This is a genomic window from Microbacterium sp. NPDC097977 (assembly GCF_040302605.1).
Taxonomy (GTDB): Bacteria; Actinomycetota; Actinomycetes; order Actinomycetales; family Microbacteriaceae; genus Microbacterium.
Genome location: NZ_JBEOUR010000019.1, coordinates 15,037 through 36,162, shown reverse-complemented (window position 1 = coordinate 36,162; position 21,126 = coordinate 15,037). Strand labels below are relative to the sequence as shown.

Genomic DNA, 21,126 nt, shown 5'->3' with positions numbered 1-21,126 from the left:
GGCCATGACTTGGTCAACCAAGTAGGACGCACGCGTTCTGACATTCGTTCCGCTGACACGAGTCGAGCCGACACAGGTTCCCGCGAAGACGCCTGTGGCACGACGATCCTCTTCGGGTACGTGCACATCCTAATTGCTCGGAGTGACACGGCTTTGCTCGGAGTGACACGGCGTGCTGGTGCGCACCCGGGAAACCGGTCGGAACATCGTACGGTGGAGAGCATGGTGAACAGGCGTGCAGTGGTGACCGGTGCGAGCTCGGGTATCGGACAGGCGACGGTGCGCGCACTGCGCGCCCGCGGGTGGGGAGTGGTCGGCGTCGCGCGCCGTGAGGACCGGCTGGCGGCGCTCGCCGCCGAGACCGGGGCATCGGCGATCGCGTGCGATCTGACGAACCCCGACGCCGTCGCGGCTCTGGTCGAAGAGCTCGAGGCCTCGGGGCCGGTGCACGCCCTCGTGCAGGTGGCCGGAGGGGCCAGAGGCACCGATCGCGTCGAGAACGCGTCGACAGACGACTGGCAGTGGATGTACGACGCGAACGTGCTCTCGAGTCAGCGTCTGGTGGCCGGGCTGCTGCCGCTGCTGCGTCGGGCCGCCGCGGCGGACGGTCACGCCGACACGCTGTTCGTCACCTCCACCGCGGCGCAGGTGGCGTACGCCGGAGGCGGCGGATACAACGCGGCGAAGGCCGCGCAGTCCATGCTCGTGCATGCCCTGCGACTCGAGCTCAACGGCGAACCGATCCGGGTCGCCGAGGTCGCGCCCGGCATGGTGCACACCGAGGAGTTCACGCTCAATCGTCTCGGCGGGGATGCGGTCGCCGCCGAGTCCGTGTACGCGGATGTCGAGGCGCCGCTGCGCGCCGAGGACGTCGCGGACGTCATAGCCTACGCGCTCGACGCACCGGGGCACGTGAACCTCGATCTCATCACCATGCGCCCCGTGGCCCAGTCCGCGAACCATCTGCTCGCGCGCGGACCGCTGCGTGTGCGTCCCGTCGGCTGAGCGATGTCGAGCCGCACTCTCGCCGAACTGGCCGCCGACGGTCTGATCGATCCGGGGTGGGCCGACGCGCTCGCGCCCGCCCAGGAGACCATCACGGCCATCGGGCACCGGCTGCGCGAGGAGCAGGCCGCGGGTCGCGGCTATCTCCCGGCAGGCGACCACGTGCTGCAGGCGTTCCGACGACCCCTGGCAGACGTGCGGGTCCTCATCACCGGACAGGACCCCTATCCGACCCCCGGGCATCCGATCGGCCTGTCGTTCGCCGTCGATCGCGACGTGCGTCCGCTGCCGCGCAGCCTCGGCAACATCTATCGCGAACTCGAGAGCGATCTGGGCATCCCGCCCGCGCCGCACGGCGACCTCGCGGCGTGGAGCGACCAGGGCGTGCTGCTGCTGAACAGGGTGCTCACCGTGAGACCGGGTGAGGCCGGGTCCCATCGTCGGTGGGGATGGGAGCAGGTGACCGAGCTCGCGATCCGCGCTCTCGTCGCTCGAGACCGCCCTCTCGTCGCGATCCTCTGGGGAAAGGACGCCGCTCAGTTGCAGCCGATCCTGGGCGACACCCCGGTCATCGCATCCGCCCACCCGTCGCCGCTCTCCGCCCGTCGGGGGTTCTTCGGCTCACGTCCGTTCTCGCGGGCCAACGACCTGCTCGAGTCCCTCGGAGCGGCACCCGTGGACTGGCGCATCGACGGAGCGCCGCGCCTAAGCTGAACCCATGCAGTTCGAGCCCGGTGACCGTCGGCGCGTGCTGCCGCGCCATCTGCGTCCCCAGCCCGCTCCCGACGTCTTCTCGTTCTCGATCCGTCCCGCCAGGGCCGGCGACCTCCCCTATGTGCGCGAGATCTACAACCACTTCGTGAGCAATTCGGTGGTCACCCTCGACGAGCGGCGCAGCAGCATCCCGTACTGGCGCGAGAAGTTCGCCCTGCTGAGCAAGCTCGGACTGCCCTTCCTCGTGGCGGTGTCGCCGGCGGGCGTCGTGATCGGCTACGCGCTCGCCCAGCCGTGGGCGGGCAAGAACGCCTACCGCTACACCGTCGAGGACTCGATCTACCTGGGGCCGGGTGCCGGAGGCAAGGGTCTCGGCGTCGCCCTGCTGCAGGCCCTCATCGACGCCTGCGAGCATTTCGGCATCCGCGAGATGGTCGCCGTGATCAGTGACACGAAGGCCGAGGCGTCGATCAGACTTCATGCGAAGCTCGGCTTCGTCGAGGCGGGCCGGATGGGCCGCGTCGGTCACAAGTTCGGCCGCGACCTCGGCACGGTCTACATGCGTCGTGCGCTGCGGCCGAGCCGGCGTCGTCGCCTCTTCGGAGCGATCTCGGCGCGGTGACCCCTCGATCATTCCCCGGGGGCGGGGATGACCGGGATCGCTGCGAGCAGAGTCCTCGTGTAGTCGTGTCGCGGGTGCAGCAGGACGTCGGTCGTGGCACCGCGCTCGACGATGCTCCCGTCCTTCATCACCACGACGGTGTCGCAGAGGTTCTGCACCACGCCGATGTCGTGTGAGACGAGGACGAGGGTCAGATCGGTGGTGCGTCGCAGCTCGATCAGGAGCTCGAGGATCTGCGCCCGCACGGTGACGTCGAGAGCCGAGAGCGGCTCGTCTCCGACGAGGATGCGGGGTCGGTGGACGATCGCCCTGGCCAGGGCGATGCGTTGCCGCTGTCCGCCGGAGAACTCGTGCGGGTAGCGGTCGGCCATCTCGGGCTCGAGACCGACCTGCTCCAGCACCTCGCGGACGCGGGCGCGGTGGTCGCCGTCGATCGCGAGAGCCCACAGAGGTTCGCGGATGATCTGCGCGGCCGTCATCCGCGGGTCCAGGGAGGCGTAGGGATCCTGGAACACGAGCCCCGTCTGTCGGCGCAGCCAGTGCAGCGATCGGGCGGATGCCGCGGCATCCACCGTCCTGCCGTCGACCCGCACCGTGCCCGCCGTCGGGCGGTCGAGCCCGAGGAGCAGACGCACCAGGGTGGACTTGCCCGATCCGGATTCTCCGATGATGCCGAGGGAGGACCCCTCGACGATGTCGAGATCCGTGGCGGCCAGAGCAGTCTGCGTGCGAGGTCGTGCGAGCGTCGAACGCCGTGGGACCGCATAGTCGCGCTGCAGTCCTCGCGCCTCGATCAGGCTCATCGGATGCCTCCGTCCGGCCGCCACAGCGTCGCGGTGGCATCGCGCAGCAGCCCCTTCGTCACGCTCGACGCGGGCGCGCTCAGCAGGGTGCTGACCGGTGCGGTCTCGACGACGCGGCCGTCTTCGAGCACGACTCCGTGCGTGGCGACCTGTGCGAGCACCGCGAGGTCGTGGGTGATGAACACCAGGGACATGCCCTGCTCCTCGGCGAGACCCAGCAGCAGGGCGAGGATCTCCGCCTGGATGGTGACGTCGAGAGCCGTGGTCGGCTCGTCGGCGATGAGCAGGCGCGGGCGGCAGGCGAGCGCCATCGCGATCGCCACACGCTGTCGCTGACCGCCCGAGAGTTGATGCGGGTAACGGTCGACGATCGCCTCGGGATCGGGAAGGCGCACCCGCGCCGCCTCCTGGATCGCGCGATCACGTGCATCGCGGCGGCCGATGCCCTCGTGGATGCGTATCGACTCGGCGATCTGCCTGCCCACGGTGCGGATCGGGTTCAGCGCCGTGCGGGGCTCCTGGAACACGATGCCGATCTCGTCGCCGCGCAGCCGCGCCAGCTCCCTGTCGGGCATGCCGATCAGCTCGGTGCCGTTCCAGCGGATGCTGCCGCTCGCCGACGCGCCGTCGGGGAGCAGGCCGAGCACGGCGAGCGCGGTGAGCGACTTGCCCGACCCTGACTCTCCGATGAGACCGAGGCGGGTGCCGTCCGGCACCTCGAACGAGACGCCGTCGACGACGGGGCGACCGTCGATGCGGACGACCAGGTCCTCCACGATGAGACTCATGCGACCACCGCCGGGGTGTGGATCTCCGCCGCGCGGTGACGCAGCGTCGGGTCGGTGGCCTCGCGCAGAGCGTCTCCGAGCAGGTTGAGAGCGAGCACGGTGATCGTGATCGCGAGGCCCGGCCAGATGACCGAGAGCGGGTGCACGCCGATGTAGCGCTGCAGATCGGACAGGAGCAGACCCCAGCTCGGGTCGGTGACCGCGGCGCCGAACCCCAGGTACGACAACCCGGCCTCGGCGAGCACCGCGACCGCCATCGACCACGAGAGCTGCACGATGAACACCGGCGCGACGTTCGGCAGCAGATGGCGGAGCAGGCTCTGGGCGGCGGTGAGGCCGGAGGCCCGGGCGGCGAGCACGAAGTCGCTCTGCTGCACACGGCGAAGCTCGGGTCGGGTGACGCGGGCGATGTTCACGCCGAAGCCGATCCCGACCGCCCAGATCACGACCCACAGCGACCCGCCCCACACCGACGAGATCATCATCGCGATCAGCAGGACTGGGAAGGCGATGAGGATGTCGACGAGCACCGCGACCGTCTCGCGGAGCCACCGGGCGGTCAGTGCGCCGAGAGCGGCGAGCGCGATGCCGACGAGGGTAGCGACGATCCCGGCCCCGACGCTCACGAAGACCGTCGTACGGGCTCCCGCCATGAGCAGGCTCAGGATGTCACGGCCGGTGTCGTCGGTGCCGAGCAGATGCGGCCAGCTCGGCACCGCCCAGCGCGCGCCGATGTCGGACGTCTGCGGGTCGAACGGCGTCCACAGCAGTGAGACCAGCGCCGTGAGGGCGACGAGCGCGATGACGAGCAGACCGAACCGCCCTGTGGCGGTGCGCAGCAGCCGTGGGAGCCAGCCGGGCATCAGGCCTCCCTCTGTCGCGGGTCGATCGCCCGGTGGACCAGATCGACGACGAATCCGACGACCAGCACGAAGCCGGTGAGGACGAGAAGCTCGCTCTGGACCTTGACGAGGTCGCGGGTGCCGACGTCGGCCACGAGCATCCGTCCGATCCCCGGCAGCGTGAACAGCTGCTCGATCACCACCGAGCCGACGATGATCCCGGCGATCTGCAGGCCGAGGACGGTGATGATCGACAGGCCGACCGCGGGAATGCCGTGCGAGATCAGGGCGCGGGTGCGCGTGAGGCCCTTGGCGGCGGCGGTGCGGACGAAGTCCTGCCCGGCGGCCTGCAGGGTGGCGCTGCGGACGAAGCGCATCAGCATGGCCCCTTCGACGATGCCGATGGTGAGGGCCGGGAGCAGCAGTGACTCGATCGCCTTGCCCGGTGTGCTCCATCCGGTGCGCGGGAACCCCTGCGGGGGGAGCCAGCCCAGCCACACCGAGAAGACCACGATCAGCATCATCCCGGCCCACACGACCGGCACGGCGGCGAGGGCCTGAGCACCGACGCTGAGTGCGGTGCCACCCCGCGCGTTCCGACGCAGCGCTGCGAGGATGCCGAACGGCACGGCGATGAGCACGGCGATGAGGAGGGCCATGATGCCGAGCGGCACCGTGACCTGCGATTTCAGCAGCAGCTCCTCGCCGACCGATGCGCCGGAGAGCAGAGAGGTGCCCAGATCTCCTCGGAACAGTCCGCCGATCCACTCGGCGTACTGCGCGGGGAGCGGACGGTCGAGGCCGAGCGATTCGCGCAGGGCCTGGACCTCCGCGGGCGATGCCTGGGTCCCGGCGATGAGCTGTGCGACGTCTCCGGGCAGCACGCGCAGCGTCAGGAAGATCACGGCGCTCGACACGAGGAGCCCTGCGACGAGCAGGGCTCCTCGGACGAGCGCGTAGCGGATCACGGGGTGCGCGTCATCACTGGGGGGCGGCCACGGTCACGCCGGACAGGTTGATGCGGGAGTTGATCGAGTCCTCCGGGAAGCCGGTGACGAGCGGGCTCACCGCCGTGATGGTCGCGCCGTTGTAGAGCCAGTCCGCCGCGTGGTCCTCGGAGACGATGCGGGCCGCCTTCGCAAGCAGCTCTGCGGACGCGTCGGGATCGACCTCGGCGAGCGCCTGGGCGTACAGGCTCTGCACCTCGGCGTTGTCGTAGCCGAAGTAGTAGTCGGGGTTCGCGAAGTTGCCGAAGTCGCGCGGCTCGACGTGCAGCACGAAGCTGAGGTCGAAGTCGCGGTTGGTGTACACGTCCTCGAGCCACGTCGGGAACTCCACGGAGTCGACGTCGAGGGTCACACCGACCTTCTGGAAGTCGGAGATCAGCACCTTCGGCACAGTGGTGCCGTAGAAGCTCGGGATCGTGAGGGTGAGCTCCAGATCCTCCTGGCCGGCCTCTGCCAGCAGTTCCTTGGCCTTCTCCGGGTCGTAGGACACGACGTCGGAGAGGTCTTCGTAGCCGGGGTCGAGCTCGGGGATCGGACCGTAGAGCGTGGATCCCGCGCCGACGGCCGCGACGAGGGCGTCATGGTCGATCGCGAGGCGGAGCGCCTCGCGAACCCTGACGTCATCGAGCGGCGCCTTCGCATTGTTGAACGCCAGCGTCGCCTTGTCGGTGGTGCGGCCGGTGGTCAGCGTGAAGTCGCCGGAGTCCTCCAGCTGCGGGGCCAGGTTCGGGTCCACGGCGGTGAGCACCTGCACGCCGCCGTCGAGAGCGGTGTTCACTCCGGCCGTGAAGTCGGGGATGTACTGGAACTCGACCTCGGCGACACCGGCCGGCTCACCCCAGTAGGCCTCGTTGCGGGCGAAGGTGATCGCGCTGCCCTTGTTCCAGCGCGTCAGCGTGAAAGGTCCGGTGCCGTTCTCTGCGGTCTTGAGGTCGGTGGTGTCACCGGTCTGGAAGACGAGCCCGGCGGGCCCGGTGAGCGAGAAGAGGAAGTTCTGGTTCGGCGCGCTGAGCACGATCTGCACCGTGGTCGGGTCGGGCGCGGTGATCGAGGCGATCGACGCGAACTCGGCGTTGCCCTGCAGCGTGGCGTCGGTGCGGACCGCTTCGTACGAGGCCACCACGTCGGCCGAGGTCAGTGCGGCGCCGCTGTGGAAGGCGATGCCGTCGTTGAGCGTGAACGTGTAGGTGAGGCCGTCGGTCGAGACCTCGTAGTCCGACGCGAGGCGCGGTTCGATCTCGTTGTCCTGCGACCGGGTGACGAGGCCCTCGTAGATGTTGTCGATCAGGATCTGCTCGAGTGCCGCACCGCTGGTATGACGGATGTCGAGGTTCGTCGGCTCGAGCACGAGACCCACCTGCAGGGTCGCGTCAGGATCGGGTTCGCCGACCGGAGCGGAGGGCTCGGGGTCGGCTGCGCCTGCGCAGGCGGTGAGGACGATGGCGCTCGCCGCGATCGCGGAGATCAGCGCGAGTCGTCGCGTACGTCGGAACATGGGGTGTTTCCTCTCGGTGCGGCATGTGCTGTGTGCCGGTGGGTCGAGCCTAGGGATGTGTCGGGTGGGTGCGGGCCGGATGTGGAACGGGAGGTCACAAATCGGCGGAGGGAAGGGTCGAGGTGATCAGCGCCGCGAGCTCCGACGGTGCGGTCTCCTGCGCGTTGTGGGTCGCCGTCACGGTCACGACGCGCGCGTGCGGGAGCCGGCGCGCGAAGTCGTCCGCATCGGAGGCGCTCACGAACCCGTCGGTGGCCCTGACGAGCGTGATCGGGGCGGTGGTCCGTGCGAGGTCCTCCCAACCCGCATCGCTGAGCAGGGAGGGAGCGGACTCGTCTCCCGGGGCGTGGGCTTCGAGCGCCTGCGCGGCCAGATGGGCGAAGTGATGCTTCCATTCGACCCTGCCGTCATCCCGCATGCGGGTGTTGAGCAGGACGCCGCGTTCCGTGTCGGGGCGGGAGCCGCCGAATCCGAACGCGATGGCCCGGTCGACGAGTTCGTCCCGGCTGGCGAAGTCGGTGGGGCCGGCGTAGAACTCGCGCAGGGCGGCAGGGCCCGCCGAGGTGTCGATGCCGGGTGTGATGTCGACGACGATCAGCGCGGAGACGAGGTCGGGGCGTGCGGACGCGAGGGCGGCACCGGTGAGTCCGCCGAGCGACTGCCCGACGACCAGCTGCGGGCGGTCGGTCCACGCATCGAGCGCTGCGGCGACGTCGACGGCGAGGGTGCGCGGCGTGTAGTCGAGGTCATCCCGCCACGAGGAGTCGCCGTGACCTGCGAGGTCGAGCACCAGCACCGGTCGCTGCAGCGAGAGCACCGTCGTGTCCCAGGTGTGCGCGTTGAGGCCGGCCCCGTGCAGCAGTGTGATCTCGGGAGCGCCCGCTCCGTATCGCAGAGCGCTGACCTGTCGACCGCCGGCGAGCGGCAGGGTCAGTCGCTCGACCGGGGGAGCGGCGACGCCGAGAGCCTGGGCCTGTGCGGGAAGATAGCTGAACTCGCTGATGTCGATCGCCACCTGCATATTCTGCTCCGTCCTGCAGGGTCGCGAGAAATGCGGGAGCAATATGTCCGGGCGTAACCGGTTATTACTTCTCATTACATGCTCGATCAGCTCCTCATGCTTGGCGATATGCCCGGGTGGGCGGAACACGCGCCGCGGCGTGACGTCGCGCCGCGGGAATATCATGGACTCATGAGCGAGAAGCGAGTGCACCTCTCCAAGACCGAGCCCGCCGCCTACCAGGCGCTCGATGCGTTCGCCCGCACCGTCGGTGAGATCTGCGCGGCGAACGGCATCGACGATCGTCTCAAAGAGATCGTGATGATCCACAGCTCGCAGCTGAACGGGTGCAGCTTCTGCACACGTCTGCATGTCGACAGGGCGCTCAAGGCCGGCCTCGACACCGACACCCTCATGCAGATAGCCACCTGGCGCGAGAGCGATGTCTTCAGCGACCGCGAGGAGGCCGCGCTCGAACTCGCCGAGGCGTTCACCTTCATCGCGGAGGACGGCATCTCCGACGAGGTCTACGACCGGGTGGGCGGCGTCTTCACCGAGAAGGAGTACGCCGCGCTCAGCTGGGCGTGCGTCTCGATCAACGCCTTCAACCGCGTCGTGATCGCGGGACGGTACCCGGTGCCGCCCCGACAGGCACAGGAGCAGGCCCAGCCGCAGCCGCCGGCACAGACCGAGGCGCAAACCCAGCCGCAGGCACAGGCATGACGGTCCTCGACGTCGACGGCGTCACCAACGTCCGGGACGTCGGAGGGATGCCCGCTGCCGGTGGCCGGATCCGCTCTGGCGTCCTGCTGCGCTCGGGACAGCTCTCGGGCGCGACCACGGCCGGAGCTAACGAGGTGCGACGCCGCGTCGCTCACATCGTCGACCTGCGCGACGGCGAGGAGGTCGCGGCCGAGCCGACCGAGATCGACGGACCCGACACCACGCACCTGCCGCTGTTCCTCGGCTCCGTGCGTTCGTTCTTCGAGACCGACACGAGCCTGGACGACCTCTATCTGCATCTCCTCCAGGAGAGCGGCTCGAGACTGGTGGACGCGATCCGCATCATCGCGGCGGGCGAGCCCACACTGGTGCACTGCACGGTGGGCAAGGGCCGCACGGGCGTGACGGTGGCTCTCGCTCTGGCCGCAGTGGGTGCCGACCGCGACGCGATCATCGCGGACTACGCGCTCACGGAGTCGCAGCTCCCCGCGGAGCGGTCGCGGCGCATCGTTGCCTATCTGCGGTCGCAGCACCCCGAGGCGGTGCACGCCGCGGCTCTGGCCACGCAGTCGCCCGCGCCGGTCATGCGCGCACTGCTGCAGAAGGTCGACGAGCGGTGGGGCTCCGCGGCCGAGTACCTGCGCGCCAACGGCATGACGGAGGCCGAACTCGAGCGACTCCGCGCGGCCCTCGTGGAATCGGATGCCGAGCAAGGTTAGGCAACCCTTCACCTGGTGTACGATTGATGCATCATGGAGACCTTCCTCGAGACCCGCAGCACGCGCGCCGCACGCCGTGAAGAGCGGCGCCGTGCGCATCACCTCGTGACGGCCGACGAGCATTCGCTCGGCGAGCTCGAGGTGTTCCTGGCGACGCTGCCGCTGTGCGCGTCCGGACGGATCTTCATCGAGGTGGCCGACGCTTCCGACATCGGAGTGATCGATGCACCGGGACGCATGACGGTCACGTGGCTCGCTCGGGCTCAGCGCTCCGGCACCCCCGGCACAGGTCGGGCCTGCGCGCCCGGGCAGGCGCTCGCGCGCGCGACCTGCGCGTGGGCCGACGAGATGCTCTGCGACGACGAGTTCGAGACGCGCGTCACGCTGCTGGGCGGCTACCTGGGCTCAGCGGACATCGTCGAGCACCTGACCGGAGCGCTCGAGATCCAGCCCGGTCAGATCTACGCGCCGGAGCGGTTCGGGCTTCTTCCCGTCGATCGCTGAGCAGCGCTGCGACGCACGTAGTTGCCGTCTTCGAGCCCCGCCTCGATCTCGAACCGATTGCGCAGCGGATCCCGCCCCGCGAACAGGTAGAGCACCGGCAGCAGCATGCCGTAGCGCAGCCACTGCGCCTTGTGCACGGCCTCGTGGCGCAGTACCGCGTCGCTCGGACGCGTGTCTCCGGTGAGGAAGCAGCCGCCGACGCAGACGCCTCCGCGGTTGAAGGTCCATTGCGGCATGCCTCGGAACACCCAGAGTCCTGCACGGCGCTCCACGGGGCCGGTGCTCCAGAGTGATCCCCAGACCCAGCCGACGGCGGTGCCCCACCAGTAGCCGATACGGCTGAGGGGGGAGCGCAGGAGGAACGAGGGGATCCGCCGATCGAGGCGTCGTCCTCGAGCGAGAGCGTGCTCTGCGGCGGGGCGCCAGTCCTCGGTCATGCGACAGCGCCCACCAGGCGCAACAGGGCACCGAGATCCTCGACGGCGTCGGCGGGAGAGCGTGGAGCGAATCCCGCGATCGTCGCGCCGGCGAGCGGCACGCGGGTCCTCAGCGCGCGGATGGCCGCGCTCAGCACGGCCGGTGCCAGACCGAACGGCGCGGGGGAGGACACTCCGGCGATTTCGGCCGGGTCGAGAACGTCGACGTCGATGTGCACCCACACCCGCTGCGCACCGGTGGCGGCGACGGCATCCGCGAGGGCGTCGACGTCGTCGAGGTCCGAGACGGAGAGCTGACGCAGGCCGTCAAGGGGCGCGATCTCCGTGTCGTCGAGGTTGCGCATGCCCACCGTGACGACGCGGTCGCGCCGGACCGCGGGGTCGAGGACGAGCTGGGCCTCGCCCTCGCCGAGCACGGCCCGCAGCGCCATGCCGGAGAAGGCCCCCGAGGGCGAGGACTCCGGGGTGTGCAGGTCGGCGTGCGCGTCGCACCAGACGACGGCGAGGTCGTCGGTGCCGCCGGGGAGGGCGGCGAGAGCGGCGACGGTCACGCTGCAATCGCCGCCGATCACCACCGTCTCTGCGGTCATCGCGTCGCTGACCAGCTCGCGCGTCCGCAACAGAGCGCTGAGTCGGCGCACGCCGGTGCCGAGTGACTCGCCGGCCTCGACGGGGACATCGAGCACCGTGGTCGCCGCGCGGGGAAGATCGCCTGCTATCGCCGACGCGCCGTCGACGAGCAGCATCGCGCGCGGGGCGGGGGAACCCTGCCACTGCGGGACGACGAGGAATCGCACCATGAATGCCTCCGTGGAAAGAGCGGATGCCCCGGACACGGTGGTCCAGGGCATCCGAGGGGTGTCAGGAGCCTTCGATCGCCTGACGAGGTGCGCTTCCGCCGGCCTTCAGCTCGGCGAGACGGGCTTCGACCTCGGTGAGCTCGCCGATGTCGTCGAGGCTCTCGAACTGGGCGTCGAGGCTCGACGCGGCGAGCTCGATCTTGCCCTGCGCGAGCGCCTCCTGGCGGCGGACCTTGTCTTCGAAGCGGCCGAGCTCGCTGGTCGGGTCGAGCACGCTGATCGAGCCGACCGCATCCTGCACCTTGGTCTGCGCCTCGGCGACCTTGGCGCGGGCGAGCAGCTCGCTGCGCTTGTTCTTCAGCTCGCCGAGCTTGTCCTTCATGCCGTTGAGGCCGGACTTGAGCTTGTCGACGATCTCGGTCTGCGTGGCGATGGTCGGCTCGGCGCTGGTGGCCTCGCGCTCGGCGCTGATCTGGCGCTGGAGCGCGATCTTGGCGAGGTTGTCGAACTTGTCGGCATCCGCCGCGTCGCCCTTGGTGCGCATCTCGTCGGCCTTGCGGCTCGCGGCCAGAGCTTTGTTGCCCCACTCGGTCGCTGCCTGCACGTCTTCCTCGTGGTCGCGCTCGAGGAGGCGCAGGTTGCCGATGGTCTCGGCGATCGCCGACTCGGCGTCAGCGATGCTGTTGGTGTAGTCGCGGACGAGCTGGTCGATCATCTTCTGCGGGTCTTCCGCAGAGTCCAGGAGCGAGTTGATGTTCGCGCGGACGAGGGTGGAGATACGTCCGAAGATGGACTGCTTGGTCATGCGTGTTTCCTTTCAGAGGGTCGTGCTCGATGTCCGAAGTGGTTGTGGGGATGATCAGAAGCGTCGTCCTCCCGAGCGGCCGCTGCGGCCGGAGGATCGGCCTCCGCCGCCTCCGAATCCGGAGCTGCGGAAGCCGCCGCCTCCGCCGCCGGAGCGCCAGCTGCTGCGGCGCGAGGAACCGCCGCTGCTCCCGCCGCCCGAGATCAGGCCGCCGATGATGCCGCCGAGGATGTCGCCGCCGAGTCCGCTGCCGCCCGAGTTGCCGCCGCCTCCGAAGAGGCCGCCCCCGCCCCACCCGCTGTCGTAGCGATCGGAGGAGTAGGCCTGCAGATCGGACTGCGCGGAGGCCGCGGCCTGACGAGCGAGATCGAGAGCGTGTGTCGCCTCGGTGAGGGCGGCCTCAGTGTTCGTGGCGCGCAGATCGAGGGCTCGCGTCAGCCCGACCTCGGCTTGCGACAGTCGCGTGCGCGCGGTCGATCCGACGGTGCCACGGCGGGTCTCGATGAACTCGCGCGTCGAGCGGATCTCGGAGCCGGCCTGCGCGAGCGTCTGCTCGAGCATCTGCACCGCCCGCTGTGCGCGGGCGACGCTCTCGCGCCCCTGGGCGATCGCGGCATCGATCTGCGTGTTCGCGGCCGTCAACGCGGCGAGCGCCGCCTGGGGGCTCCGCGCCGAGCCGGTGAGGTGGTTCTGCGCACGCTGCAGCTCGGCCTGCGTCGCGGACGCCGCAGCGGCGATCGCGCCGGACGGGTCGGGAAGCTGCTGCGCGGTGGCGATGTCGCCCTGCAGCTCGGTGACCAGAGCCTGCGCCGTCGCCTCGATCTCGCCCAGCTCGGTGCCGAGCGTGGTGACCGCCTGTGCCAGCTGCCCGGCCTGCGCCGTCGACTGCTCGGCGGTGCGGATCGCGAACGCCGCGGTACCCGTCTGGCCCGCGGAGATGGCTTCGGCGGCGGCGGCGATCGAACGATCTGCGAGCTCGATGCGCTCCTGCGCCTGCGCGGGGTTGTCGGCGACGGTCGCGATCGAGGCCGCGTCGTAGGTCGCCGTCAGCGTCGCGAGCGCGGGTGCGGCGCTCGCGAGGAGCGACTGCACGGACGCTCTCTGGGCACGGACGCGTTCGAGTTCCTGCGGCGCGTTCTGCTCGAGCTTGCGCAGCGCATCGAAGGCCTCGGCGTTCGCATCGAGCATGTCGTCGATCTCGTCGCAGATCCCGATGATGCGGATGTGCCACGCGCGTCGGTCCTGGACGGTGTCCTCGATCTCGTCGTCGAGCTTCTGCTTCAGGTCGAACGCCTCGGACATCTTGGCTTTGGCGGTCTCGATCGCTCCGCTGAACGTCGCGGTCGCCGCCTCGCCGAACTGCGCCACCGCGAAGCCGAGCTCCTCACGGCTCGAGGTGATCGCGTCGTCGGCCTGCACCAGCGCCGCTCCGGCCTGGGTCTGCACCTGCTCGTCGGTGAGGGTGGAGAACGGATCGCTCGGGTCGGGCCGCTCGGGCATGGCGCCCCGCCTGCGCACGGCGGCCGCGCGACGTGAGCGCCGCACGAGCGCGACGACCAGCCAGATGACCAGGGCCAGTGCGATGACGCCGACCACGATCAGCGTCGTGCGCAGCGCGCCGGCGCCCCCGTCGCCCTGGATCTCGTCGGCGGCCAGGGTGATCGCTCCCTCCCAGTCGTTCTGGGAGGCGAGCGGGAGGATCTTGTCCTCCACACCGTCGAGCGTGCTGTCGCTGAGCGGGCCGTCCGGCGCGGCTGAGATGTAGTAGCTCCGGCCCTCGACGGCGATCGCGAGCAGATACTGCTCCGAGCCGAGGTTGTTGCTCTGGGCCACCGCATCCGCCCACTGGGCGTCGTCCGAGGGGGAGGTGAAGTCGTCGACGAGGACGACGAAGAGATCTGCCGAGGAGTTCTCGCTGAGAGTCTGCAGCCGGGCCTCGACCGACGCCTCCTCGCTCGGGGTGAGCACCCCCGCCTCGTCCGTGACGTAGCCGGAGTCCAAGGTGAGCGGATCGGTCGCCGATGCGGCGGATGCGGAGAACACCCCGGCCGCCGCCGCCACGGTCAGTGCGGCCAGCGTCAGCCACCGTGTCTTCATCGTGTTCCCTCCGACCGGCAGCCGAGCCCCATGCGAAAGAGTCTATGCACAGAGGTCGACACGCGACACCTTCCGACGGGGGATGACCGTTCGCCCTCAGCGGAGACACATACGCTGGAGGGCATGGACGACAGGTACGGATCGGATGTGCTCGCGTCGGGATGGCGGGAGCGCGCGGCGAAGCCGGTGCCGCAGGTTCCCGCCGAGCTCGATCTCGTCGTGGAGGTGGCCGACGACGGCTACTGCGGCGCGGTCACGCGGGTGCAGGGCGGCAACGTCGAGCTCGAGGACCGACTCGGGCGCAGACGGCTGTTCCCTCTCGGCGGCGGATTCCTGATCGACGGCTCGCCGGTGCGCCTGGGTCCGCCCGCGCCGAAGGAGCAGGGCGCGCGACGAACGGCATCCGGCTCGTTCGTGGTCTCCGACCAGCGCGCCAGGATCGCGCTCCCCAGCCGGATCCTCGTCGAGGGCAAGCACGATGCCGAGCTCGTGGAGAAGGTGTGGGGCGCGGATCTGCGGGTCGAGGGCGTCGTCGTGGAGTTCCTGCAGGGTGTCGACCTGCTCGACGAGCTGCTCGCCGCCGAACCGCCCAGTGCGTCCCGTCGGTACGGCGTGCTCGTCGATCACCTCGTCCCCGGATCGAAGGAGTCGCGCATCGCGGATGCCGTCGCCCGAGGCCCGCACGGCAGGCACGTTCGCATCGTCGGCCACCCCTTCGTCGACGTGTGGCAGTGCGTGACCCCGCGGGCGCTGGGGATCGCCAAGTGGCCGGAGATCCCGCGCGGCACCGATTGGAAGACCGGGATCTGCCGAGCGTTCGGCTGGCCGCACGAGACGCAGGGCGACACCGGGCGGGCCTGGCAGCACATCCTGTCGAAAGTGCACACCTACCGCGACCTCGAGCCCGCGCTGCTCGGCCGGGTCGAGGAGCTCATCGACTTCGTGACCGCTCCCGCGCACTGAGCGCCGGTCGGCGGGGTCGGATGCCGCCGACTACCCTGGGAACATGGTCGAACCCCGCACATTCCGTGACGAACCGGTGTCCTTCGTGCGCCGCAGCGGCCGGATGTCCGACGCCCAGGAACGCGCATTCGAGGAGCTCGGGCCGCACTACCTCCTCGACGTGCCGCGCGACGTCGCGTGGACATCGGTGCACCCCGAGGCTCGGCTGGACCTCGCAGACGAATACGGGCGTGACGCCGACCTGTACGTGGAGATCGGTTCGGGTCAGGGACACGCGATCGTCGCGGCCGCGTCATCGCGGCCCGGCGACGACTTCCTCGCGGTCGAGGTCTTCCGTGCCGGCCTCGCCCGCACGATGCTCGACGCGGACCGGGAGGGCGCCCGCAACATCCGGGTCGTCGAGGCCAACGCGCCGGAGGTGCTCTCGTCGTACCTGCCCGAGTCCGCGGCGGCCGAGGTATGGATCTTCTTCCCCGATCCGTGGCACAAGAAGAAGCACACCAAGCGCCGCCTCGTGCGTCAGGGATTCGGCGACACCGCCGCACGCGCGCTCCGGGACGGCGGCCTGTTGCGCCTCGCCACGGACTGGGAGGACTACGCGCTGCAGATGCGCGAGGTGCTCGACGCGGACCCGCTGTTCGAGCGGGCGTTCGACGGCGAGTGGGCCGACCGTTTCGACGGTCGGGTGATGACCGCGTTCGAGCGCAAGGGCATCGCCAAGGGTCGGGACATCCGCGATCTCGTGTACCGCCGCCGGTCCCGCACGTGACCTCCGTGCAGCGCACGCAGACGGACTGGATCGGCGCGGTCCCCGCGCTTGTCGTCTGCGCGGCGGCTCCCGCCTTCTTCGTCGCACAGATCGTCTGGCTCGGCTGGTCGCTGCTCGCGCTCGGCGTCTTCGGCGCCTGGCTCGTCGAGCGCCGCAGGCCCGGGACCCCGCACCGGACCGTGAGCGTCGGCGCGCGGCGGGAGACCGCCCGCACGATCGGCGTCGCCCGCACTCCCTCCCTCACCCGGGACCTCTCACTGATCGCGCTGGGCATGCTGATCGTGAGCGTGATCCCGCTCGCCGCCGAGCTCGACAACCTCGCCATGCTGCGCTTCACGCTCGCACTCGGCGGTGCGGTGGCGGTTCCCTACGCGGTGTCGCGCTTCGTCTACCGCGACAGGGCGATCAGCTTCCCCTGGCGCGCGCGTCGCCGGTGGGGTCGGCTGCAGTGGGGGTGGCTGGTCGCCGTGCTGGTGCTGGGGTGGCTGATCCTGCCGTTCTACTTCATCAGCAGCGGCGTGTACCAGAACTGGCCGGTCGTCGACACGCCCGACCTCATCGCGCGCCTGTTCGTCGGTGTCGGTGCCGTGGGGATCTGGGATGAGCTCTTCTTCATCTGCACGGTGTTCGCACTGCTGCGGCGGCATTTCCCCGATGCTCTCGCGAACGTGCTGCAGATGATCGTCTTCGTGTCGTTCCTGTGGGAGCTCGGGTACCGCGAGTGGGGGCCGCTGCTGACGATCCCGTTCGCCCTGCTGCAGGGCTTCATCTTCGTGCGCACGCACTCGCTCGCCTACGTGGTGACGGTGCATCTGCTCTTCGACGCGGTCGTCTTCGCCGTGCTGGTTCACGCCCACAATCCCGGTCTGCTGCCGATCTTCCTGCTCTAGGAGGTCGCGGGCGGATACGATCTAGTCATGCTCATCGTCGGACTCGTCTTCGCCGCGGCCGCTGCCGCGTTCCACGTCTTCATCTTCGCGCTCGAGTCGCTGCGGTGGACGGAGCCCGAGACGAGGAAGATCTTCGGCGTCGCCAGCGAGGCGGACGCGCAGACGACGAAGTCGCTGGCCTTCAACCAGGGTTTCTACAACCTGTTCCTGGCACTCGCCGCGCTGCTCGGTGTGGGCTTCGTGATCCTCGGCCTCACCACGGTCGGTCTCACGCTCGTGTTCGCCGGCACCGGGATGATGCTGGCCGCGGCTCTCGTGCTCATCCTCTCGGACCGCACGAAGGCGCGCGCGGCGATCATGCAGGGAACCCTCCCGCTGCTCGCCGTGATCGTCACCGCGATCGCCGTGTCGATCGGCTGATCCGCTGCTCACCGCTCGCGAGGGGTGACAACCCGATCGCGTCGGGCCACACTCGGTGCATGGCCGATTGGGTGCTGCACGTCGACATGGATCAGTTCATCGCCGCGGTCGAGGTGCTGCGCCGGCCCGAGCTCGCGGGGCTGCCGCTGATCGTCGGCGGACGGGGGGACCCGACAGAACGAGCCGTCGTGTCGACGGCGTCGTACGAGGCCAGGGCGTTCGGGATCGGCTCGGGCATGCCGCTCAAGATCGCGGCGCGCAAGGCGCCGGAGGACGCGGTCTTCCTCCCCGTCGACCATGACGCCTACGAAGCGGCGTCCGTCGAGGTGATGTCGGCGTTGCGCACCCTGCCCGGCGTGGTGCTCGAGGTCATCGGCTGGGACGAGTGCTTCCTCGGTGTGCACACCGACGACCCGGAGAAGACCGCCCGCGGGGCGCAGGCGGCGGTGCTCGACGCTACGGGGTTGCACTGTTCGGTCGGCATCGGGGACAACAGGGTGCGAGCCAAGATCGCCACGGAGTTCGGCAAGCCCCGCGGTGTCTTCCGCCTCACCGGCGAGAACTGGTTCGCGGTGATGGGGGACAGGCCGACGCGTGATCTCTGGGGCGTCGGTCCGAAGGTGCAGAAGCGTCTGGGCGCCCACGGCATCAAGACGGTACGAGAACTCGCGGATGCCGACGAGGAGCTTCTCGTCTCGGAGTTCGGGCCGCGGATGGGAGTCTGGTACCACGGACTCGGCTCGGGACTCGGGCCGCGCGTGGTCGACCCGACGCCCTGGGTGGCTCGGAGCCACAGCCGCGAGACGACGTATCAGCAGAACCTGACCACCTCCGAACAGATCCGCGAGGCGCTGACGGAGCTGGCCGGACATGCTTTCGACGACTGTGCTGCCGAAGGTCGGCCGGTGGTGCGCGTGCACATCAAGGTGCGCTACGCCCCGTTCGAGACCAGGACGTTCGGGCACAAGCTCGACGCGCCGACGACACGGCGAGACGACGTGATCGCGGCAGCCCTCGCCCTCGCAGCCACGATGGATCCGCAGCGGGAGGTGAGACTTCTCGGCGTGCGCGCCGAGATGACGATGCCCGAGGTCGATGGGGCGACAGAGCGCACGCCGGTGCGCGGCAGGATCTGAGCGGTCTGGCGGTGTTCGTCACTCGCGGATGACGGCGGCGACGGCGCTCACCTCGATCAGCGCCCCCGGCACGCCGAGTCCCGCGACGAGCGCGGCGGAGACCAGGGGAGGGACGCCGTCGCGTGCGAGCATCGAGGCGACGGCGCCGTAGGCGGCACGGAGGTCGGCATCCTGATGGATGTAGATCGTCCAGCTGACGACATCGTCGAGTCCGGCGCCCGCGGACTCCAGAGCGGTGCGAGCGTTCTGGACGGCGCGGAGTGACTGCTCGGCGGCATCCGTCGAGACGAGCGTTCCCGTCTCGTCGACGCCGTTCTGGCCGCCGATGAGGATCGTCGTGGCTTGGGGAGGAATGACGGCGACATGACTGAAGGCAGGACTCACGACGAGTCCTGCCGGCTGTGCGAGTGTGATCTCCATCTGCCGATTCTGCACCGGGGTGCGGACATCCGCACGGTGTCGTTCGGTCCCTGGCGGGCTGACAGGCTGACGGGGCGGGCGGGAGATCCGCCCGCCCCGTCGGCGAGATCAGCCGACCTGCGGAGCGGTCGATGAGCACATCGACCGCTCCGTGGTCCGCAGTGCGCCCACGCGGTTCAGAACTTGAAGAGCACCTTGCCGACGCGTCCGGCCGTGTTGCTCGCGCGCACGGCGTCTGCGGCATCCGCAGCGTCGAAGACGCCGGCCACAGGGAGCGTGAGCGTGCCTTCGGTGACGCGCTGGATCAGCTCGCCGAAGAGGGCGCCGCGGGTGGCGGCGTCCATGGTCTGGATGACCTTGCTGCCCCAGAAGCCCTTGACCGTGGCCTGCTTGAAGATCACATCGCCGGAGCGGATCTCCATGACGGGCGAGTTCATCGCACCGAACGCCACCAGGGTGCCGCCCTCTCCGAGCAGGGAGAGCACATCGCCTGCGGAGGATCCGCCGACGGAGTCGACGCCGAACGCGACGTGCGCGCCGTCGGTGAGGCGCGCGACCTGCTCGCGCCAGTCGTCCTGGTCGGTGGCGACGACGTTCTCGATGCCCTGCTCGCGAAGCTCGTCGACGCCGGCGGTGCGTCGCACCAGGCCGATGACGTTGATGCCGCGTGCGGCCCCGAGCTGGGCGAGCATGCGTCCGACGGCGCCGTTCGCCGCGTTCTGAACGATCCAGTCGCCCTTCTCGGCGCCGAGGAACTGCAGCAGGCTGATCGTGCTGAACGGCATCGAGACCAGCTGTGCGGCGCTCTCGTCCTCGAGGGACTCAGGAACCGGAATGAGGCCAGCCGCGTCGGCGACGATGAACTCCGACCAGGCGCCGAACGTGCCGCCGGTGGCGACGCGCTGTCCGACGGTCAGGTTCTCCACTCCCTCACCGAGTGCATCGACGACGCCGAGCGCCTCGGTGCCGGATGCGGCGGGGAGCTCGGGCTTGAATCCGTAGGTGCCGCGGATCGTCCACAGGTCGTGGTTGTGGATCGGTGAGAGGACGACGCGAAGGCGGACCTGGCCGGGGCCGGGCTCCGGCGTCGGGCGCTCGGTGACCTCGAGGACGTCTTCGGGCTCGCCGAATGTGCGGTGCGTGAGTGTGCGCATGATGTTCTCCTTGTGGGATCTGTCGTGGGGGTGGCCGGCGGGTGATCAGTCGTCGGAGACGGTGATCGCCACGTCGATGTTGCCGCGGGTCGCGTTGGAGTACGGGCACACCTGGTGCGCGGCGTCGGCGAGGGCCTGAGCCTGGTCGTGGGGGAGGTCGGGGATGACGACCTCGAGCTGCACGGCGAGGCCGAATCCGCCCTCGCCGTTCGAGCCGATCTGCACGCGCGCTCCGACGGACGAGTCGGTGATCTTGATCTTCTGCGCGCGGGCGACGCTCTGCAGCGCGGAGTGGAAGCATGCGGCGTAGCCGGCGGCGAAGAGCTGCTCGGGGTTCGCGCCGTCGCCGCTGCCGCCCATCTCCTTGGGGATGGCGAGGTTCAGCTCGAGGCGTCCGTCGCCCGTGGCGACACGTCCGTCGCGTCCTGCTCCGGTGGCGAGTGCCTCGGCGGTGTAGAGAGCGTCCATCGTGTGGATTTCCTTCCGGTTGGGGTCTGTCGGCGCGTGACGCGCGGGGAGTGAGGGTCTACGGGGTCTTCTGCAGTCGGGCCGTGAGCTCCTGGAGCTCGGCGATGAGGTGGTGGCGCTGATCGTCGTCCTGCATGCCGGCGAGTGCGGCGACGGCGGAGTGCACGGGCGCGACCTCGGATCGCAGAGCGGTGCCCGCCTCGGTGAGGCCTACGGTGACGACGCGCTCGTCGGTGGCGCTGCGCGACTTGGAGACGTAGCCTGCCTGCTCCAGGCGGCGCACGAGGGGGGAGAGCGTGCCGGAGTCGAGCTGCATGGCGTCGCCGAGCGACCCGATCGTCTGCTCGCCCTCCATCCAGAGGATCGCGAGCACGAGGTACTGCGGGTACGTCAGGCCCCAGGGAGCGAGCAGGGTGCGGTACGCCTGCGTCGTCGCGCGGGCGGCGGAGTAGAGCGAGAAGCACACCATCTCATCGGTCACGGCCATGCGACGAGTATTGCACACGATTAAGTTGTGCACAACCGAATGATCGTCATTTAGTTCC

25 protein-coding genes are annotated in these 21,126 nt (G+C 69.8%); 11 read left to right on the top strand and 14 right to left on the bottom strand.

All coding sequences use genetic code 11. The features are described 5' to 3' along the window. Window positions 1–222 precede the first annotated feature (222 nt). The 3 genes from ABTZ43_RS06715 to ABTZ43_RS06705 are packed head-to-tail and all read left to right on the top strand — an operon-like array spanning window position 223 to window position 2,341. On the top strand, window positions 223–1,005 hold the full coding sequence (locus ABTZ43_RS06715) for an SDR family oxidoreductase (protein WP_056416544.1): 783 nt from the start codon (window positions 223–225) through the stop codon (window positions 1,003–1,005). Between the two features lie 3 nt (window positions 1,006–1,008). Further along, window positions 1,009–1,719: a uracil-DNA glycosylase gene (locus tag ABTZ43_RS06710; protein WP_350538262.1), complete on the top strand. Its 711-nt coding sequence runs from the start codon at window positions 1,009–1,011 to the stop codon at window positions 1,717–1,719. A gap of 4 nt (window positions 1,720–1,723) precedes the next feature. Beyond that, window positions 1,724–2,341, top strand: a complete 618-nt coding sequence (locus tag ABTZ43_RS06705) for a GNAT family N-acetyltransferase (RefSeq protein ID WP_350538261.1) — start codon at window positions 1,724–1,726, stop codon at window positions 2,339–2,341. Between the two features lie 8 nt (window positions 2,342–2,349). Here ABTZ43_RS06705 and ABTZ43_RS06700 read toward each other — a convergent pair whose 3' ends face one another. From ABTZ43_RS06700 to ABTZ43_RS06675, 6 genes are all read right to left on the bottom strand, one after another. Continuing rightward, the gene (locus ABTZ43_RS06700) at window positions 2,350–3,144 is read right to left on the bottom strand and encodes an ABC transporter ATP-binding protein (protein WP_350538260.1); all 795 of its coding nucleotides are present in this window, start codon (window positions 3,142–3,144) and stop codon (window positions 2,350–2,352) included. Next, a complete protein-coding gene (locus ABTZ43_RS06695; protein WP_350538259.1) occupies window positions 3,141–3,932 on the bottom strand; it encodes an ATP-binding cassette domain-containing protein in 792 nt (263 codons plus the stop codon). Before ABTZ43_RS06695 ends, ABTZ43_RS06700 begins: the two co-directional genes overlap by 4 nt. Then, window positions 3,929–4,795: an ABC transporter permease gene (locus tag ABTZ43_RS06690; protein ID WP_350538258.1), complete on the bottom strand. Its 867-nt coding sequence runs from the start codon at window positions 4,793–4,795 to the stop codon at window positions 3,929–3,931. The genes ABTZ43_RS06695 and ABTZ43_RS06690 overlap by 4 nt, the downstream gene beginning before the upstream one ends. Beyond that, window positions 4,795–5,742 (bottom strand): ABC transporter permease, encoded by a 948-nt coding sequence (locus tag ABTZ43_RS06685; protein WP_350538257.1) that lies wholly within the window; start codon window positions 5,740–5,742, stop codon window positions 4,795–4,797. The genes ABTZ43_RS06690 and ABTZ43_RS06685 overlap by 1 nt, the downstream gene beginning before the upstream one ends. 13 nt (window positions 5,743–5,755) lie before the next feature. Then, window positions 5,756–7,276 (bottom strand): ABC transporter substrate-binding protein, encoded by a 1,521-nt coding sequence (locus ABTZ43_RS06680; protein WP_056416564.1) that lies wholly within the window; start codon window positions 7,274–7,276, stop codon window positions 5,756–5,758. A gap of 94 nt (window positions 7,277–7,370) precedes the next feature. Further along, window positions 7,371–8,297, bottom strand: a complete 927-nt coding sequence (locus tag ABTZ43_RS06675) for an alpha/beta fold hydrolase (RefSeq protein ID WP_350538256.1) — start codon at window positions 8,295–8,297, stop codon at window positions 7,371–7,373. Between the two features lie 171 nt (window positions 8,298–8,468). On the opposite strand from ABTZ43_RS06675, the gene ABTZ43_RS06670 reads away from it, so the two are divergent. The 3 genes from ABTZ43_RS06670 to ABTZ43_RS06660 are packed head-to-tail and all read left to right on the top strand — an operon-like array spanning window position 8,469 to window position 10,222. Then, a complete protein-coding gene (locus ABTZ43_RS06670; RefSeq protein ID WP_314096094.1) occupies window positions 8,469–8,999 on the top strand; it encodes a carboxymuconolactone decarboxylase family protein in 531 nt (176 codons plus the stop codon). Beyond that, window positions 8,996–9,718: a tyrosine-protein phosphatase gene (locus ABTZ43_RS06665; protein WP_350538255.1), complete on the top strand. Its 723-nt coding sequence runs from the start codon at window positions 8,996–8,998 to the stop codon at window positions 9,716–9,718. The genes ABTZ43_RS06670 and ABTZ43_RS06665 overlap by 4 nt, the downstream gene beginning before the upstream one ends. A gap of 33 nt (window positions 9,719–9,751) precedes the next feature. Then, window positions 9,752–10,222 carry an SIP domain-containing protein gene (locus ABTZ43_RS06660; RefSeq protein WP_350538254.1) on the top strand — a complete coding sequence of 157 codons (471 nt, stop codon included), beginning with the start codon at window positions 9,752–9,754 and terminating at the stop codon, window positions 10,220–10,222. Here ABTZ43_RS06660 and ABTZ43_RS06655 read toward each other — a convergent pair. From ABTZ43_RS06655 to ABTZ43_RS06640, 4 genes are all read right to left on the bottom strand, one after another. Continuing rightward, window positions 10,180–10,659, bottom strand: a complete 480-nt coding sequence (locus ABTZ43_RS06655; protein ID WP_056416583.1) for a hypothetical protein — start codon at window positions 10,657–10,659, stop codon at window positions 10,180–10,182. The genes ABTZ43_RS06660 and ABTZ43_RS06655 overlap by 43 nt on opposite strands. Beyond that, window positions 10,656–11,459, bottom strand: coding sequence for an arginase family protein (locus ABTZ43_RS06650; protein WP_350538274.1), 804 nt, complete (start codon window positions 11,457–11,459; stop codon window positions 10,656–10,658). Before ABTZ43_RS06650 ends, ABTZ43_RS06655 begins: the two co-directional genes overlap by 4 nt. A 61-nt stretch (window positions 11,460–11,520) precedes the next feature. Further along, a complete protein-coding gene (locus ABTZ43_RS06645) occupies window positions 11,521–12,264 on the bottom strand; it encodes a PspA/IM30 family protein (protein WP_045255408.1) in 744 nt (247 codons plus the stop codon). Window positions 12,265–12,318: 54 nt separating this feature from the next. Then, a complete protein-coding gene (locus ABTZ43_RS06640; RefSeq protein ID WP_350538253.1) occupies window positions 12,319–14,361 on the bottom strand; it encodes a TPM domain-containing protein in 2,043 nt (680 codons plus the stop codon). Between the two features lie 123 nt (window positions 14,362–14,484). Between ABTZ43_RS06640 and ABTZ43_RS06635 the strand changes: the two genes are divergently transcribed. Genes ABTZ43_RS06635 through ABTZ43_RS06615 form a run of 5 tightly spaced genes read left to right on the top strand, consistent with a single transcriptional unit; the run spans window position 14,485 to window position 18,539 of the window. Then, window positions 14,485–15,324, top strand: a complete 840-nt coding sequence (locus tag ABTZ43_RS06635; RefSeq protein WP_056416591.1) for a DUF3097 domain-containing protein — start codon at window positions 14,485–14,487, stop codon at window positions 15,322–15,324. 43 nt (window positions 15,325–15,367) lie between these two features. Next, window positions 15,368–16,093: a tRNA (guanosine(46)-N7)-methyltransferase TrmB gene (trmB, locus tag ABTZ43_RS06630; protein WP_314098025.1), complete on the top strand. Its 726-nt coding sequence runs from the start codon at window positions 15,368–15,370 to the stop codon at window positions 16,091–16,093. Next, window positions 16,090–16,983, top strand: coding sequence for a CPBP family intramembrane glutamic endopeptidase (locus ABTZ43_RS06625; protein ID WP_350538252.1), 894 nt, complete (start codon window positions 16,090–16,092; stop codon window positions 16,981–16,983). The genes trmB and ABTZ43_RS06625 overlap by 4 nt, the downstream gene beginning before the upstream one ends. 27 nt (window positions 16,984–17,010) lie before the next feature. Beyond that, a complete protein-coding gene (locus ABTZ43_RS06620; RefSeq protein WP_350538251.1) occupies window positions 17,011–17,403 on the top strand; it encodes a DUF1304 domain-containing protein in 393 nt (130 codons plus the stop codon). Between the two features lie 59 nt (window positions 17,404–17,462). After that, window positions 17,463–18,539 (top strand): DNA polymerase IV, encoded by a 1,077-nt coding sequence (locus tag ABTZ43_RS06615; protein ID WP_350538250.1) that lies wholly within the window; start codon window positions 17,463–17,465, stop codon window positions 18,537–18,539. Between the two features lie 18 nt (window positions 18,540–18,557). Here the strand turns inward: ABTZ43_RS06615 and ABTZ43_RS06610 are convergent, their stop codons facing one another. The 4 genes from ABTZ43_RS06610 to ABTZ43_RS06595 form a co-directional block, all read right to left on the bottom strand. Then, window positions 18,558–18,959, bottom strand: coding sequence for a RidA family protein (locus ABTZ43_RS06610; protein WP_350538249.1), 402 nt, complete (start codon window positions 18,957–18,959; stop codon window positions 18,558–18,560). A 176-nt stretch (window positions 18,960–19,135) separates the two neighbouring features. Further along, a complete protein-coding gene (locus ABTZ43_RS06605; protein WP_149423265.1) occupies window positions 19,136–20,113 on the bottom strand; it encodes a zinc-binding dehydrogenase in 978 nt (325 codons plus the stop codon). Window positions 20,114–20,158: 45 nt separating this feature from the next. Then, window positions 20,159–20,581 (bottom strand): organic hydroperoxide resistance protein, encoded by a 423-nt coding sequence (locus tag ABTZ43_RS06600; RefSeq protein ID WP_149423264.1) that lies wholly within the window; start codon window positions 20,579–20,581, stop codon window positions 20,159–20,161. Between the two features lie 58 nt (window positions 20,582–20,639). Then, window positions 20,640–21,068 carry a MarR family winged helix-turn-helix transcriptional regulator gene (locus ABTZ43_RS06595; RefSeq protein ID WP_350538248.1) on the bottom strand — a complete coding sequence of 143 codons (429 nt, stop codon included), beginning with the start codon at window positions 21,066–21,068 and terminating at the stop codon, window positions 20,640–20,642. Window positions 21,069–21,126 lie beyond the last annotated feature (58 nt).

What these genes read in the sequence shown, in the direction of transcription:
- ABTZ43_RS06715 (WP_056416544.1), top strand. Translation starts at nt 223, where the DNA reads ATGGTGAACAGGCGTGCAGTGGTGACCGGTGCGAGCTCGGGTATCGGA.
- ABTZ43_RS06710 (WP_350538262.1), top strand. Translation starts at nt 1,009, where the DNA reads ATGTCGAGCCGCACTCTCGCCGAACTGGCCGCCGACGGTCTGATCGAT.
- ABTZ43_RS06705 (WP_350538261.1), top strand. Translation starts at nt 1,724, where the DNA reads ATGCAGTTCGAGCCCGGTGACCGTCGGCGCGTGCTGCCGCGCCATCTG.
- ABTZ43_RS06700 (WP_350538260.1), bottom strand. Translation starts at nt 3,144, where the DNA reads ATGAGCCTGATCGAGGCGCGAGGACTGCAGCGCGACTATGCGGTCCCA.
- ABTZ43_RS06695 (WP_350538259.1), bottom strand. Translation starts at nt 3,932, where the DNA reads ATGAGTCTCATCGTGGAGGACCTGGTCGTCCGCATCGACGGTCGCCCC.
- ABTZ43_RS06690 (WP_350538258.1), bottom strand. Translation starts at nt 4,795, where the DNA reads ATGCCCGGCTGGCTCCCACGGCTGCTGCGCACCGCCACAGGGCGGTTC.
- ABTZ43_RS06680 (WP_056416564.1), bottom strand. Translation starts at nt 7,276, where the DNA reads ATGTTCCGACGTACGCGACGACTCGCGCTGATCTCCGCGATCGCGGCG.
- ABTZ43_RS06675 (WP_350538256.1), bottom strand. Translation starts at nt 8,297, where the DNA reads ATGCAGGTGGCGATCGACATCAGCGAGTTCAGCTATCTTCCCGCACAG.
- ABTZ43_RS06670 (WP_314096094.1), top strand. Translation starts at nt 8,469, where the DNA reads ATGAGCGAGAAGCGAGTGCACCTCTCCAAGACCGAGCCCGCCGCCTAC.
- ABTZ43_RS06665 (WP_350538255.1), top strand. Translation starts at nt 8,996, where the DNA reads ATGACGGTCCTCGACGTCGACGGCGTCACCAACGTCCGGGACGTCGGA.
- ABTZ43_RS06660 (WP_350538254.1), top strand. Translation starts at nt 9,752, where the DNA reads ATGGAGACCTTCCTCGAGACCCGCAGCACGCGCGCCGCACGCCGTGAA.
- ABTZ43_RS06655 (WP_056416583.1), bottom strand. Translation starts at nt 10,659, where the DNA reads ATGACCGAGGACTGGCGCCCCGCCGCAGAGCACGCTCTCGCTCGAGGA.
- ABTZ43_RS06650 (WP_350538274.1), bottom strand. Translation starts at nt 11,459, where the DNA reads ATGGTGCGATTCCTCGTCGTCCCGCAGTGGCAGGGTTCCCCCGCCCCG.
- ABTZ43_RS06645 (WP_045255408.1), bottom strand. Translation starts at nt 12,264, where the DNA reads ATGACCAAGCAGTCCATCTTCGGACGTATCTCCACCCTCGTCCGCGCG.
- ABTZ43_RS06640 (WP_350538253.1), bottom strand. Translation starts at nt 14,361, where the DNA reads ATGAAGACACGGTGGCTGACGCTGGCCGCACTGACCGTGGCGGCGGCG.
- ABTZ43_RS06635 (WP_056416591.1), top strand. Translation starts at nt 14,485, where the DNA reads ATGGACGACAGGTACGGATCGGATGTGCTCGCGTCGGGATGGCGGGAG.
- trmB (WP_314098025.1), top strand. Translation starts at nt 15,368, where the DNA reads ATGGTCGAACCCCGCACATTCCGTGACGAACCGGTGTCCTTCGTGCGC.
- ABTZ43_RS06620 (WP_350538251.1), top strand. Translation starts at nt 17,011, where the DNA reads ATGCTCATCGTCGGACTCGTCTTCGCCGCGGCCGCTGCCGCGTTCCAC.
- ABTZ43_RS06615 (WP_350538250.1), top strand. Translation starts at nt 17,463, where the DNA reads ATGGCCGATTGGGTGCTGCACGTCGACATGGATCAGTTCATCGCCGCG.
- ABTZ43_RS06610 (WP_350538249.1), bottom strand. Translation starts at nt 18,959, where the DNA reads ATGGAGATCACACTCGCACAGCCGGCAGGACTCGTCGTGAGTCCTGCC.
- ABTZ43_RS06605 (WP_149423265.1), bottom strand. Translation starts at nt 20,113, where the DNA reads ATGCGCACACTCACGCACCGCACATTCGGCGAGCCCGAAGACGTCCTC.
- ABTZ43_RS06600 (WP_149423264.1), bottom strand. Translation starts at nt 20,581, where the DNA reads ATGGACGCTCTCTACACCGCCGAGGCACTCGCCACCGGAGCAGGACGC.
- ABTZ43_RS06595 (WP_350538248.1), bottom strand. Translation starts at nt 21,068, where the DNA reads ATGGCCGTGACCGATGAGATGGTGTGCTTCTCGCTCTACTCCGCCGCC.